13 protein-coding genes are annotated in these 13,430 nt (G+C 55.6%); 7 read left to right on the top strand and 6 right to left on the bottom strand.

What is annotated here, in order from left to right:
• Positions 1-1,140 (bottom strand): UDP-4-amino-4-deoxy-L-arabinose aminotransferase, encoded by a 1,140-nt coding sequence (gene arnB / locus FZF21_RS20750; protein WP_023304576.1) that lies wholly within the window; start codon positions 1,138-1,140, stop codon positions 1-3.
• Positions 1,141-1,464: 324 nt separating this feature from the next.
• Complete coding sequence (locus FZF21_RS20755) at positions 1,465-1,971, bottom strand: phenolic acid decarboxylase (RefSeq protein WP_047736862.1); 507 nt, start codon at positions 1,969-1,971, stop codon at positions 1,465-1,467.
• Positions 1,972-2,070: 99 nt separating this feature from the next.
• Between FZF21_RS20755 and FZF21_RS20760 the strand changes: the two genes are divergently transcribed.
• The 3 genes from FZF21_RS20760 (at position 2,071) to FZF21_RS20770 (ending at position 4,545) form a co-directional block, all read left to right on the top strand.
• On the top strand, positions 2,071-2,952 hold the full coding sequence (locus FZF21_RS20760; protein ID WP_032649778.1) for a LysR family transcriptional regulator: 882 nt from the start codon (positions 2,071-2,073) through the stop codon (positions 2,950-2,952).
• A gap of 32 nt (positions 2,953-2,984) precedes the next feature.
• The gene (locus tag FZF21_RS20765; RefSeq protein WP_017384097.1) at positions 2,985-3,779 is read left to right on the top strand and encodes an SDR family NAD(P)-dependent oxidoreductase; all 795 of its coding nucleotides are present in this window, start codon (positions 2,985-2,987) and stop codon (positions 3,777-3,779) included.
• A 106-nt stretch (positions 3,780-3,885) separates the two neighbouring features.
• The gene (locus FZF21_RS20770; protein WP_075208012.1) at positions 3,886-4,545 is read left to right on the top strand and encodes an HAD family hydrolase; all 660 of its coding nucleotides are present in this window, start codon (positions 3,886-3,888) and stop codon (positions 4,543-4,545) included.
• An 83-nt stretch (positions 4,546-4,628) separates the two neighbouring features.
• Here FZF21_RS20770 and FZF21_RS20775 read toward each other — a convergent pair whose 3' ends face one another.
• The gene (locus FZF21_RS20775) at positions 4,629-5,654 is read right to left on the bottom strand and encodes a TerC/Alx family metal homeostasis membrane protein (protein ID WP_015571505.1); all 1,026 of its coding nucleotides are present in this window, start codon (positions 5,652-5,654) and stop codon (positions 4,629-4,631) included.
• A gap of 328 nt (positions 5,655-5,982) precedes the next feature.
• Here FZF21_RS20775 and FZF21_RS20780 point away from each other — a divergent pair, with 328 nt between their 5' ends.
• Positions 5,983-7,317 (top strand): MFS transporter, encoded by a 1,335-nt coding sequence (locus FZF21_RS20780; RefSeq protein ID WP_047736860.1) that lies wholly within the window; start codon positions 5,983-5,985, stop codon positions 7,315-7,317.
• Positions 7,318-7,353: 36 nt separating this feature from the next.
• Here FZF21_RS20780 and FZF21_RS20785 read toward each other — a convergent pair whose 3' ends face one another.
• Positions 7,354-8,091, bottom strand: a complete 738-nt coding sequence (locus FZF21_RS20785; protein ID WP_032674096.1) for an IclR family transcriptional regulator — start codon at positions 8,089-8,091, stop codon at positions 7,354-7,356.
• 169 nt (positions 8,092-8,260) lie between these two features.
• Here FZF21_RS20785 and FZF21_RS20790 point away from each other — a divergent pair, with 169 nt between their 5' ends.
• Together FZF21_RS20790 and FZF21_RS20795 are read left to right on the top strand one after the other, a co-directional pair.
• Positions 8,261-8,953: a ribonuclease activity regulator RraA gene (locus tag FZF21_RS20790; RefSeq protein WP_022649701.1), complete on the top strand. Its 693-nt coding sequence runs from the start codon at positions 8,261-8,263 to the stop codon at positions 8,951-8,953.
• Complete coding sequence (locus FZF21_RS20795; protein WP_047736856.1) at positions 8,953-9,897, top strand: hydroxyacid dehydrogenase; 945 nt, start codon at positions 8,953-8,955, stop codon at positions 9,895-9,897. Before FZF21_RS20790 ends, FZF21_RS20795 begins: the two co-directional genes overlap by 1 nt.
• A 30-nt stretch (positions 9,898-9,927) precedes the next feature.
• On the opposite strand, the gene FZF21_RS20800 is transcribed toward FZF21_RS20795, so the two are convergent.
• Positions 9,928-11,124: an NAD(P)/FAD-dependent oxidoreductase gene (locus tag FZF21_RS20800; RefSeq protein WP_047736853.1), complete on the bottom strand. Its 1,197-nt coding sequence runs from the start codon at positions 11,122-11,124 to the stop codon at positions 9,928-9,930.
• A gap of 228 nt (positions 11,125-11,352) precedes the next feature.
• On the opposite strand from FZF21_RS20800, the gene pitA reads away from it, so the two are divergent.
• Positions 11,353-12,852: an inorganic phosphate transporter PitA gene (gene pitA, locus FZF21_RS20805; protein ID WP_017384176.1), complete on the top strand. Its 1,500-nt coding sequence runs from the start codon at positions 11,353-11,355 to the stop codon at positions 12,850-12,852.
• 54 nt (positions 12,853-12,906) lie between these two features.
• Here the strand turns inward: pitA and uspB are convergent, their stop codons facing one another.
• Positions 12,907-13,242, bottom strand: a complete 336-nt coding sequence (uspB, locus tag FZF21_RS20810) for a universal stress protein UspB (protein ID WP_003861224.1) — start codon at positions 13,240-13,242, stop codon at positions 12,907-12,909.
• Positions 13,243-13,430: the final 188 nt, after the last annotated feature.

The following is a 13,430-nucleotide window of genomic DNA, read 5'->3' on the forward strand; positions in this document are numbered from 1 at the left end:
TCAATGTCCTGCAAGCTGATGGAGCGCGGTAATGACGCGGGTTGTGTCGTCATGGGTCATGTCCGGGAAAAGAGGGAGAGAACAAATACGCGCGCTGTTCCATTCAGAGTTCGGAAGCGACACATCAGGGAAACGCTCGCGGTAGTATTTTTGCGTATGTGCCGCACGGAAATGCAGGCCCGTACCGATGCCCTGCTCCTTCAGCGCGGCCATCAGGGCATCACGCGAGAGGCCGCACCGGGCCTCATCCACGCGAATGATAAACAGGTGCCAGGCGTGCAGATGCGGCCAGGACGGAATGCGCAGCGGCTGGAAAGGGGTATCCGAGAGTTCAAGCCGATAGCGGTCGGCAATGTCGCGACGGCGCCTGTTGGCTTCGCCCAGCTTGCCGAGCTGCACCAGCGCCAGCGCGGCGTTGATATCCGCGAGGTTGTATTTAAAACCCGGGGTGATGACCTCGGCCTGCGGCGCGCGGCCATGGGTCTGGCGGTCATAGGCATCAACGCCCAGACCGTGGAACTTCAGGCTACGGATGTTTTGCGCCAGCTGCTCGTCATCCGTCACCACCAGCCCACCTTCGGCGCAGGTCATGTTTTTGATGGCGTGGAAGGAGAAAATTGCGGTGCCCCGCCAGCCCACATGACGGCTGTGGTAGTACGTTCCGGCGGCATGGGCCGCGTCTTCAATGACAGGAATACCGTGACGTTCACCGACGGCGCGGATGGCGTCAATATCGCACGGCGCACCCGCATAATGAACCGGCACAATGGCTTTGGTGCGAGGCGTAACGGCGGCGTCGACCGCTTCAGGCGTCACCATCAGCGTGTCTCTGTCGACGTCGATCATCACCGGTATGGCACCCAGCAGCACGATCATATTCAGCGTCGATACCCAGGTCAGGGAGGGCGTAATCACCTCATCGCCGGGACCAATCCCCATCGCCATCAGGGTGACGTGCATCCCCGCCGTGGCAGAGGAGACGGCAATCGCATGACGGTTTCCCGTCAGCGTACAGAACGCCTCTTCAAGCATCTGATTTTTCGGCCCGGTGGTGATCCAGCCGGAGGTTACTACCTCCTGGACCGCGGCGATTTCCTCCGCGCCCATTGAGGGCCGGGAAAAAGGCAAAAAATCACGCATTATTAATTTCCTTGAGTTATGCATGGCAACTTTTTGATATTAACCAAATGCCGATGCGTTTATTTCAACGAACCATAAACTCATCTCAAGGTAACGTTCATTTCTTAGGGAAAAATTAAGATGGTGATAAAAAGGAGGAATGAATTGATATAAATTTATTATTAAACAATAGGTTAAGTAATTATGAATTATTTATTATGTGATTCCGCTCACCGTATTAAAGTCAATTATCTAAACCAAACATCAACAAATAAAAAAATCCCCGACCATTTCCAATAAATATGAAATGAGTCGGGAACTTTTCTTTTTAGTTAATTGTCGCGCTTATTTTAAATTATCAGGAAAGTTTTTTGGCAACTCGCTGGCCGCGCACGCAATAACGCTGTCGTCATTCGCACCGCAGTCGCGCACGAAGGTGATGGTGGCAAATTCATCAATCACTTCGGTTGGATACGCTGGCCCGGCATCACGGTAGTTATTCATCAGTGGAATGTGATCGTTCTGGAAGCAGACGGTTTTTTCCGGATTATTCATGACCCAGCGCGGGAAGAAGATGGTGCCGTGGAACAGGCTGTCTCCCAGGTTCACGATCAGGCTCACGTCGGTACCGGTTGGCTCCGTCCAGGAAATTTTATAGATGCTCTCCCCAACGCGAACAATGTAGGCCTGCTGATCTTTCACCCAACGGTTGCCCACCAGACCGCTGTGAATACGGTAGTCCAGGGTGTTTTCGTTTTTAACGTAAATTTCGTAATTCCAGCCATTATCGTAGGTATATACAAGATGTTTGCCGACGAAGCCGCTTAAATCATGTTTATCGAAGGTGCTCATACGATGTCTCCTTTGTTTTGATGAGACGATCGTACCCCTTCAAAAAATGAATAAATAACGCTATGCTTGAATCAAATTCATCCAAAATTTAGATTAATTATGCACAAGACGACGCTCGAACAGTGGGCCTTGCTGGAGAGAGTCATCGAGGCTGGCAGCTTCGCTAAGGCGGCGGAAGAGACCCACCGCAGCCAGTCCTCGGTCAGCTATAACCTGTCGCTGTTGCAGGAGCGGCTGGGCGTGGCGCTCCTGATGACAGAGGGACGGCGTGCCGTGCTGACACCGGCGGGTGAGCTGTTGCTGAATCAGGTTAAACCGCTGCTGAAAGCCTTCGCCTATGTTGAAACGCGCGCTGCGACCCTGCGCAGCGGGATGCGAACCCGTATCGACCTGATGGTAGACAGTATTTTTCCGCGCAGCCGGCTGTTCGCGATTTTGCGCCAGTTTCAGCAGCTGTACCCGCAAACGCAGGTGCGGCTTACCGAGGTGCTGGAAAACAGCCGCGCGGATGCGCTCAATGATGAAGCCGACGTGATGGTCTTAACCCGCCGCCAGGACATTACCGGCCTGGGCGAATGGCTGATGAATATCGATTTTGTTGCCGTCGCGCATCACGCGCACCCGCTGTTTGCGCTGGATACACCGCTTAACGACGAGATGCTACGACCGTGGCCGCGCATTCAGATCGCAGACAGCCAGCCCACCGCTCACCCCACCGGGGAGTCGTGGACATTCTCCACCATCGATGCCGCGATCGAAGCGGTGATGTATCAGGTTGGATACGGCTGGTTACCGGAAGAACGCATTCAGACCCCGCTCCAGCAGGGCATCCTTAAAACGCTGCCGCTCAGCCACGGCGTACGTCGCGCCACGCCGCTGCACCTCATCGTCAAACGCTCCCTCAGCCCGCTGGACGAGCAGGTTGAGACGCTGTTGCGCCTTTTTAAACAGGAGCCGTCATCGTCAACTGCTACGCTTTAAGTTTTGAACCATAAGATGACAAGGAGCAAATGATGAAAATTGATTTAACGGGGAAAGTGGCGCTGGTGACCGCGTCCACCGGCGGTATTGGGTTTGCCATCGCCCGCGGGCTGGCGGAGAGCGGTGCGGAAGTGATCGTGAACGGACGCAGCGTCGACTCGGTGAACAAAGGCATTCAGGCGCTACAGCAGGTGGTGCCTGGCGTACAGGTCCGTGCCGCCATCGCCGATCTGAGCTCGCAGGAGGGCGTTGACGAACTGCTCAGGGTCGCCTCGCACGTCGATATTCTGGTGAATAACGCCGGGATCTATGGCCAGCAGGATTTTTATTCCACCGACGACGAGACCTGGGAACGCTACTGGCAGACCAACGTGATGTCCGGCGTGCGCCTCTCCCGTGCCCTGCTGCCCGGCATGGTACAAAAGGGCTGGGGTCGGGTAGTGTTTATCTCGTCAGAATCGGCCTGCAATATTCCTGCGGATATGATCCACTATGGCGTGACAAAAACCGCCCAGCTCTCGCTGGCGCGCGGTCTGGCGAAGTTCGTGGCAGGCAGTGGCGTGACGGTGAACAGCGTGCTGCCGGGCCCGACAATGTCGGACGGTTTTGCCGCGATGATGAAAGACGAGATCGAAAGAACCGGTAAATCGCTGGAACAGCTGGCGAAAGAGTTCGTGATGGCGAATCGCCCCAGCTCGGTGATCCAGCGCGCCGCCACGGTGGAAGAAGTGGCAAATATGGTGGTATATGTCTGTTCCATGCAGGCCTCCGCGACTTCCGGCGCGGCGCTGCGCGTTGACGGCGGCGTGGTGGATGACATTGTTTGACCCGTCAGGCCACAGGTTCAGGAAAAAATGCGACCTGATATAAGGACTGTGAAGGTAAAGCAGGTAAACTAGTGAACAGAATGTGTATTTCAGCTAAGACGTATTTATGACCAATATGATTGCCGACGAAGCCGTGGCGAAGTCCAGCGTGCTCTCTGTCTTTGACTTTGATGGTACGTTGACGCACCACGACAGTTTTATCCCGTTCCTGCGCTTTGCCTTTGGCAAGCGCTACTTTGCTGGCCGACTGGTGCGCATGGCCCTGCCTACGCTGCACTGTGTGCGCCGCAAGCTGACGCGAGATGAGCTGAAAGAGGTGTTGATCAAAACCTTCCTGACGGGGGTGGATGAGCACTGGTTACGTCAGCAGGCGGAAGCCTTCTGTGAAAAATACTGGAACAAGCTGATGCGCCCGGAAGGTGTGCTGGCCGTCGCCAACGAGGTCAATTCCGGTGCGGAAGTGACGATTTGCTCTGCTTCCCCGGCGCTGGTATTGCAGCCGTGGGCCGATAAGCTCGGCATTAAGCTGATTGGCACGCAGCTGGAAGTGAAAGACGGCAAGCTGACCGGGCGGATCACCGGCCACAACTGCCGTTGTGCCCAGAAGGTGGCGAGGCTGGAGAAGGTGTATGGGGATTTGAACGCGTATCACCTGCGCGCCTGGGGCGACACGCGTGGCGACCACGAGTTGCTGGCGGCGGCGCAGGATCCACACTGGCGGCATTTTCATCATCCGAGCAAGCGCCGAAATTCACCAATAAAGTAGCCTTTTGCCGGGTGGCGGCTACGCCTTACCCGGCCTACATCCCAGTCGTAGGCCCGGTAAGCGAAGCGCCACCGGGCGGTACATCAGGCCTCACGTTTTCCCGGGAACATCACGCTCGCAATAATCCCCAGCGCCAGTACCCCCAGCACCACAAACAGGCTTGCCGTGGCGCCGATGTTATAACCGTGATGCCAGAAGTGGTCGGTCGCATTCAGCCCCAGCTTGAACGCCACGAAGAACAGCAGTAACACCACCGCTTTCTCCAGATGCACCAGATACTGCTTCAGCGCTTCCAGCACGAAGTAGAGGGTACGCAGGCCGAGGATCGCGAACATCATTGCGCTGTAGATGATCAGCGGCTCACGGCTGACGGCAATGATTGCGGGTACGGAATCGAAGGCGAACATCACGTCGGACAGCTCCACCACCGCGACGCAGAGCAGCAGCGGCGTCGCGTAGCGCTTCGCCTTCTTCACGCGGCCTACCATCACATCCTTGTTTTCAGGTTTCTCCAGTTCGGCATCCACCTCTTTCTGGGTCAGGATAAACGCATGGCTGCTGATTTTTGGCCACACCGGGTAGAAGCGTTTCACCAGGCGGTACGCCAGATGGTTGGAGTAATCTTCTACTTCATCGCTCTCTTCATTGCGTTTCAGCATCATCACCGCCGTCCAGCCGACGACCAGCGCAAAAATGACCTCAACATACGGTCCCAGGCTCAGCAGGCTGGTGCCAATGGCAACAAAAATACCACGGAACACAATCGCCCCGAGCACGCCCCAGTAGAGCACGCGGTGACGATATCTATCCGGCACGCCAAACCAGGCGAAGATCGCCATCATCACAAACAGGTTGTCGACGGAGAGCACCTCTTCCAGCGCATAGCCGGTCAGGAACAGACTGGCCATCTCCGCGCCGTGGTGCACGTATAAGAATCCGGCGAAGGCCATCGCCATCATGACCCAGAAGATGGACCACATGACCGCGCTTTTCAGCGAGATCGGTTTATCGTGACGGTGCATGAAGAGGTCGATAAACATCGCCCCAACGGCCATCACCACGAAGACAACAACGGTTTCCGTCGGGAAACCGAGATGAGCAGCAGACATAGACAACCCTTTTAAGAAAACAAACCACAACACCATGCAGGCTGGCGTAAACCAGAAGTGAGAATGGGGGGACGTGTTATTCGCCTATACCCCACAAAACCGCAGCTCTGTGGCTGCGCAAGGTGTGTACTTTACCTCACAACGGGGGGTGGCGCATCTGTCGTTTCGGCTCATGACGTAAAGCCCGTTAACTGTGAGTCACGTCTTATTTACATCATTTAAACCTTCCATTAACTGGATAAAAAGAAGGCGCCGACGCTATAGTGGTTTTGTTTAATAAAACCGAGTTGTACCTGATAAAACAAAGAACAGACCCTGCGAGGAACACATGACAGAACATATTCGTAATGGCGCTGCCGCCACTGAGGACATAGAAAGAGAGACTATGCGCAAGGTGATCTGGCGTATCCTCCCGTTTCTGATAGTCAGTTATCTGGTCTCTATTATCGATCGCGGCAATATCGGCATGGCTTCGCTACAGATGAATGAGGATCTCGGTCTCAGCAAAGCGGCGTTTGGCTTCGCCAGTAGCCTCTATTTCGTGGCGTATTTTCTGTTTGAAGTTCCAAGCAATCTGGCAATGCAGAAAGTTGGCGCACGTCTGTGGATCCCCCGCATTATGATCAGCTGGGGGGTGGTGTCCATGTGTATGGCACTGGTACAAAACACGACGTCGCTTTATATCGTGCGTTTTCTGCTGGGTGCTGCTGAGGCGGGCTTCTTCCCCGGCGTCGTACTCTTTCTGACCTGGTGGATCCCTTCCCGCTACCGTGCGCGAATTATCGCGTCCTTTATGGTCGCGATCCCGCTGGCCAATTTTATCGGCTCGCCGCTGTCCGGATTGATTCTGTCGCTGGATGGATGGCTGGGTCTGCGCGGCTGGCATCTGCTGTTTATCATTGAAGGTTTACCCGCCGTCCTGCTGGGTATTGCCGCCTGGTTTGTTCTTCGCGATCGTCCGCACCAGGCTAACTGGCTTAACGCGGAACAGAAAAAGTGGCTGGAAACGACGCTTGAAACCGAGCGTCAACAGCAAAAAAATATCGGACACCAGACGACATGGCAGCTGCTCAGGCATCGTCAAATCTGGCTGCTGGCGCTGATTTACGCAGGCGCGTCATCAGCGGGCACCACCATCAGCGTCTGGTCACCGCAGCTGCTGAAATCGTTCCACCTTGATAATCTGGAGACGGGTCTGTTCAATGCCATTCCTTACGGTCTGGCATCCGTACTGATGATTGTGTGGGGACGCAGTTCTGACCGAACCAATGAACGCCGCTGGCATACCGCTCTGACCCTTTTCATGATTGCCGCAGGCGTATTTGCCGCCTTTGTCAGCGTCTCTCTTTCCGCCACCATTGTTATCCTGAGCATCATGCTGATAGGGGCGTATTCAATGAAGGGGCCTTTCTGGGCGCTGGCGTCAGGCTGGATGAGCAGCACGTCGGCGGCTGCGGGGCTGGCTGCAATTGGCGCCATCGCTAACCTTATCGGCGGCGCGGTGATGGTCAACGCTTACGGTGTTATCAACGAACGGACGGGTAGCCACACGCTGGCCATGCTTCCTCTGGCGGCGTTATGCGTCGCGGGGGGTATCGCGGTGTTGGTGATGGGACGCCAGGCCCGCAATGCTCCGTTGCATGAAAAGCAGATCACCCATTAGACACAACTAAAGCGGGACGCACGTCCCGCTTTATACTTAGAGACTCTCTTCCGCAGTATCCTGCGTTTCCCCATAAAACTGCTGGCAGAAAGGCTTACTGGCCCCCATTTTCTGCGACAGGCGGCTGGCGGTGGCATGCATTAGCTGGCTGATCCCCTGTTCACGGCGATCTTCAGTCAGTCTGGAGATGGGCCCGGTCAACGCCAGCGCCGCAATCAGCTTGTCATTGACGCCGAAGACGGGCATCGCGAACGCCGCGGTATGCGGGTCACGGGCGCCTGCGGTATAAAGTGGAACAGCGGGCTCCCCCTCTGGCAGCGCGTCATTAAGGCCCCAGTGGCGAAGCACTTTACTGATGGCAGAATCGTCCAGCGGAAACTGAGTACCCGGCAGATTGCTGTGACGCAACCCGTGCGATGCTTCTGCCCGGAACAGGCACAGACGTTGCCCGCCTTCTAACACATACCAGCTGGCGCTCTCCTGAGAGGCCTGTGATAACGCCTGAAGCTCAGGCTGCACCACCCGGGAAAGATGGAAAGATTGTTCGTAAAGTTTGCCAAGGTAAAGCAGACGTGGGCCAAGCGCATAATTGCCGTCATCATGCCTGACGACATAGTTCATTCGCTCAAGCGAATTCATTAACCGGTAAACCGTGGTTTTGTGATAACCCGATAGCTGCGCCAGCGCGGTCAGCGTCAGGCTCTCATCGCCGGGACGGAAGCAATCCAGTAAAGCCAGCGCCTTTTCGACCGCTACAACGCCTTCGTTACCCATCATCATCTCCTTTTCTGCTCGGCAGTGAGTGTACCTCAATTTTTGTGAGTCACTTCGTGTTTACATCACAAACGCCATCGCAGATCTGGCTAAAGGGAAAGCAACACCGCTATAGTTGTTTTGTATTGTACACCTGCATTGTACACAGTAAAACAATATGGAGGCATATATGTCCGTTTCTGAAAAATCATTGATTAATCGTCAGGTCGAACGCGTATCGGCTGAACAGGTTCACCAGGCTGCCGAATATCAGGCCGCCATTCTGGCGGATGTTGCCGGTCGCCGCGGTACATTGCATGGTCGTATCAAACCGCTCGCGCCTCACATGGCCGTTGCGGGCCCGGCAGTCACCGTGGAGGTGCGCCCGGGAGATAATCTGGCCATCCATGCCGCAATGGCCGTAGCACAGCCTGGCGATGTGTTGGTTGTTGACGGGAAAGGCGACCTGACCTGTGCGCTGCTCGGTGAGATTATGGCGACGCAGGCCCAGGCAAGCGGTATTGCGGGCATCATCATTGACGGGGCGGTACGTGATGCCGATACCCTGAGTAAAGGGCACTACCCCGTCTTCGCCGCCGGTCTTAACCCCTGTGGCCCGACAAAATCAATTCCTGGCCGGGTTAATCACCCCATCTCAATCGCTGGCGCAACGGTACGAGCCGGGGATCTGGTGGTCGCGGATATCGACGGCGTGGTGGTGATCCCGCGTGATGAAGTACAGGCCGTTATCGCCATGGCCAAAGGGAAACTCGAAACAGAGACCCGTCGTCTTGCTGCTATTCGTGAGGGTGATTTACGTCCACACTGGCTTAACGACGCGCTGCGTAAGGCGGGCATGTTATCTGACGGGGAGACATTGTAATGGAAGGCAAACGCGTTGTACTGGTCACGGGATGCGACCTGGCGGACCAGGCTGTCAACATGCTGCGAGACTTTGACGTGGTGTATGCCGGTCATCAGCCCACTGAAGATCAGCTGGTTACGCTGTGCGAACGGCACAATCCTGTGGCCATCCTGGTGCGTTACGGCAAAATAACCGCAAGGATCATGGATGCAGCCCCTGCATTACAGGTTATATCGAAACACGGAAGCGGCATTGACGTGATAGACCAGCCAGCGGCAGCGGCGCGTAATATCGCCGTTCGTTCTGCCCCTGGCGCCAATGCGGCAGCGGTTGCAGAACATACCTGGGCATTGATTCTTGCCTGTGCCAAATCCGTGGTCACCCTTGATAAACGCCTGCGTGACGGGCACTGGGATAAAGCCACGCACAAATCGATCGAGCTGGAAGGCAGGACGCTGGGGCTTATCGGTCTGGGGGCGATTGGCTCGCGGGTTGCGCTGGTGGGGCAGGCATTCGGCATGCAGGTTGTGGCGTATGATCCTTACGCTAAAACGATGCCTTCTGGTTGTGAACGGGCAAACACCTTACCCGACCTTTTATCCCGTGCCGATGTTATCTCCCTGCATTGCCCGCTCACTGACGACAACAGAGGAATGATCAACGCAGACACGCTCGCGCACTGTAAACGTAACGCGATTCTGGTGAACACGGCGCGCGGCGGGTTAATTAACGATGAAGCCCTGTTACACGCGCTAAAGGATGGAACCTTGCACAGCGCGGCACTCGACAGCTTTACCAGCGAGCCGCTGACCGCCCCGAACCTGTGGCAGACCGTCGATAACGTCATCATTTCGCCGCATATTGGCGGCGTCAGCGCAGCGTCATACATCAAGATGGGAACCGTGGCCGCCAGCAATATTCTGGAGATTGTACGCCTGACTGACGACGCCGTCAGCCCCTAAAATGCAATGATGAATGACCGCGCCCGCTTGTCATTTACCCTCAGCGAGTGCCTGCGCGCATGCCCAGGCACTGGCCCACGCCCACTGGAAGTTATACCCGCCGAGCCAGCCGGTCACGTCCATCACTTCACCAATGAAATAAAGACCCGGCACGTTGCGGGCTTCCATCGTGCGGGATGAGAGTTCGTTTGTATCCACGCCGCCCAGCGTCACTTCCGCCGTGCGGTAGCCTTCGGTGCCGTTTGGCTGTACGCGCCAGTTCGTCAGCGTCTCCACCAGCGCTTCCTGCTCGCGGCTGTTGAGCTGCTTGAGCGCGACATCCGGAATTTGCCCTAATACCTGCAAGCACTCCACGAGACGCTTCGGCAGCTGCATCGCCAGGGTATTTTTCAGGCTTTGATTCGGGTGCGCAGCGCGTTGCTCGTTGAGGAAGACGTCCAGATCGCAGTCCGGCACCAGGTTTACGCAGACAAACTCCCCCGGCTGCCAGTAGCTGGAGATCTGCAATACCGCCGGGCCCGAGAGTCCGCGATGGGTAAAGAGCAGATTTTCGCGGAACACCGTGCCGTCTTCGGCCGTAATGACCGACGGCACAGACACGCCGGAGAGCGTCTGAAGCTGTTCCAGCAGGGGCTTATGCAGCGTGAACGGTACCAGCCCGGCGCGGGTGGGCAGTACCTTCAGGCCAAACTGCTCGGCGATTTTATAGCCGAACGGTGAGGCGCCCAGACCCGGCATCGAGAGGCCGCCGCTGGCGATCACCAGGTTATCGGCGCTGACGGTTTCACCGTTGAGTTGCAGCGTGTAGCCTTCCTCGTCACGGGCGACGTCCAGCACTTCGGTGCGCAGGCGCATAACTACGCCGCCTTTTTCGCACTCGGCCACCAGCATATCGACAATTTGCTGCGCGGAGTCGTCGCAGAACAGCTGCCCCAGCGTCTTCTCATGCCACGCGATACCGTGTTTACCCACCAGCTCGATAAAATCCCACTGGGTGTAGCGCGCCAGCGCAGATTTGCAAAAATGACGGTTTTGGCTCAAATAGGCCGCAGGCTCGACATAAAGATTAGTAAAGTTGCATCGCCCGCCGCCAGACATCAGGATCTTGCGGCCAGGCTTTTTTCCGTTATCCAGCAGCAGCACGCGACGACCCGCTTGTCCGGCCATCGCCGCACAAAACATACCCGCCGCACCGGCGCCAATTACTACGGCATCAAACCTTTCCACGTCAAAATCCTCTTCGTTAACTGCCGCGGATTGTAAAGTTTCCTCAGTGGTCGCACCAGCGTAAAAAGATATTACAAAGCCATTTCATTGATATTTAAAGATTATCCTTTCAGGCACATTTCTCAAATCAGGTGGTATGTCAAAAAAAGTCTATATTTCACTTTGCCCGTTGCGCATTTGTCCTGGATAATGCGCCGCGTTCATGTCCTCAAAATGGCGTAACGTCCTATGCTACATTTGTTTGCCGGCCTGGATTTACATACCGGGCTTTTATTATTGCTTGCTCTGGTTTTTGTGCTGTTTTACGAAGCGATCAACGGCTTCCACGACACTGCAAACGCAGTAGCAACGGTTATCTACACTCGCGCAATGCGATCGCAGCTTGCGGTCGTGATGGCGGCGGTATTTAACTTTTTTGGTGTCCTCCTGGGCGGACTGAGCGTTGCGTATGCCATTGTGCATATGCTGCCAACGGATCTGCTGCTTAACGTGAGTTCCGGTCATGGCCTGGCCATGGTGTTCTCAATGCTGCTTGCTGCGATTATCTGGAACCTCGGTACCTGGTATTTTGGCCTGCCGGCATCCAGCTCTCACACCCTCATCGGCGCGATTATCGGTATCGGGTTAACCAATGCCCTGATGACCGGGACCTCCGTCGTTGATGCGCTGAACATCCCGAAAGTTATCGGCATTTTCGGCTCTCTGATCATCTCCCCTATCGTCGGTCTGGTGGTGGCGGGTGGCTTGATTTTCATCCTGCGTCGCTACTGGAGCAACACGAAAAAACGTGCGCGTATCCATCTGACGCCAGCAGAGCGTGAGAAGAAAGACGGCAAGAAAAAGCCGCCGTTCTGGACGCGTATCGCGCTGATCATTTCCGCTATTGGCGTCGCCTTCTCTCATGGCGCGAACGATGGTCAGAAAGGTATCGGCCTGGTGATGCTGGTTCTGATTGGCGTCGCACCGGCGGGCTTCGTGGTTAACATGAACGCCTCCGGTTACGAAATCACCCGTACCCGTGATGCGGTAAACAACGTTGAGACTTACTTCCAGCAGCATCCTGATTTGCTGAAGAAAGCGACCGGCGTGGACCAGCTGATTCCTTCTCCGGAGTCAGGCGCAACGACGGCACCGGGCGAGTTCCATTGCCATCCGGCAAACGCGATTAACGCGCTGGAACGTGCGAAAGGCATGCTGGCCGATATCGAAAGCTATGACAAACTGGCTGTTGAACAGCGTGGTCAACTGCGTCGCATCATGCTCTGTATCTCCGACGTGACCGATAAAGTCGCGAAGCTGCCAGAGGTTAATGCTGACGACCAACGTCTGCTGAAGAAACTGAAAGGCGATATGCTCAACACCATTGAGTACGCGCCAATCTGGATCATCATGGCGGTCGCACTGGCGCTGGGTATCGGTACGATGATTGGCTGGCGTCGTGTGGCGACCACCATCGGCGAGAAGATCGGTAAGAAAGGCATGACCTATGCGCAGGGTATGTCCGCGCAGATGACGGCAGCGGTATCTATCGGTCTGGCGAGCTACACCGGTATGCCAGTCTCAACCACCCACGTACTCTCTTCGTCCGTGGCAGGTACCATGATTGTTGACGGCGGCGGTTTGCAGCGTAAAACCGTGACCAACATCCTGATGGCCTGGGTGTTCACCCTCCCGGCGTCCATCCTGCTGTCTGGCGGTCTGTACTGGATTTCGCTGAAGCTGATTTAATTGGCTGAAGGCGACAAAAAAGCGGGTCAGGAAACTGGCCCGCTTTTTTTATGCTCAGTGCCAAATCATCAGCGCAATCATACTCACCACAACCAGGCCACACAGGGCGCTGGTCAAAATGAACTGACGACGCAGGCGCTCGCAGCGACGGATAAACTCTTCATCGTGGTGATCGCGGTAGCGTTGGTAGTAGATATACCCCACCAGACGCATCTGCTTGCTGGGCTGTCCGTGCGAGGTGAAGAACCCTCCACCGTCCACATACTGATAAAGCAACGGATCGCAACCACGAAGTACCACTAACAGCGCACGTAACGATGAGAAGTAGCGCGCCATATTCACTATGCAAACCACGCATAACGCCCAAAACAATGCGACGGTGCTAATCATACATCCTCCCCGGCGTCCGCCCACGAAGCAAGGCTCCTGAGCTACCGCACCCCAATGCCCTGACAGACAGTTCAGTGAAAGAATGACCAAAAGTCGATCCGGTTCGCGTTTTAATATCCGAACGGCTCATTAAATAGTGTAGGAGATCCGTTAATTTTTTTGCCACAAGGTTAATCGTTATCAACACC

It is taken from the genome of Enterobacter sp. LU1 (genome assembly GCF_008271405.2).
In the GTDB taxonomy this organism is placed as follows: Bacteria; Pseudomonadota; Gammaproteobacteria; order Enterobacterales; family Enterobacteriaceae; genus Enterobacter; species Enterobacter hormaechei_C.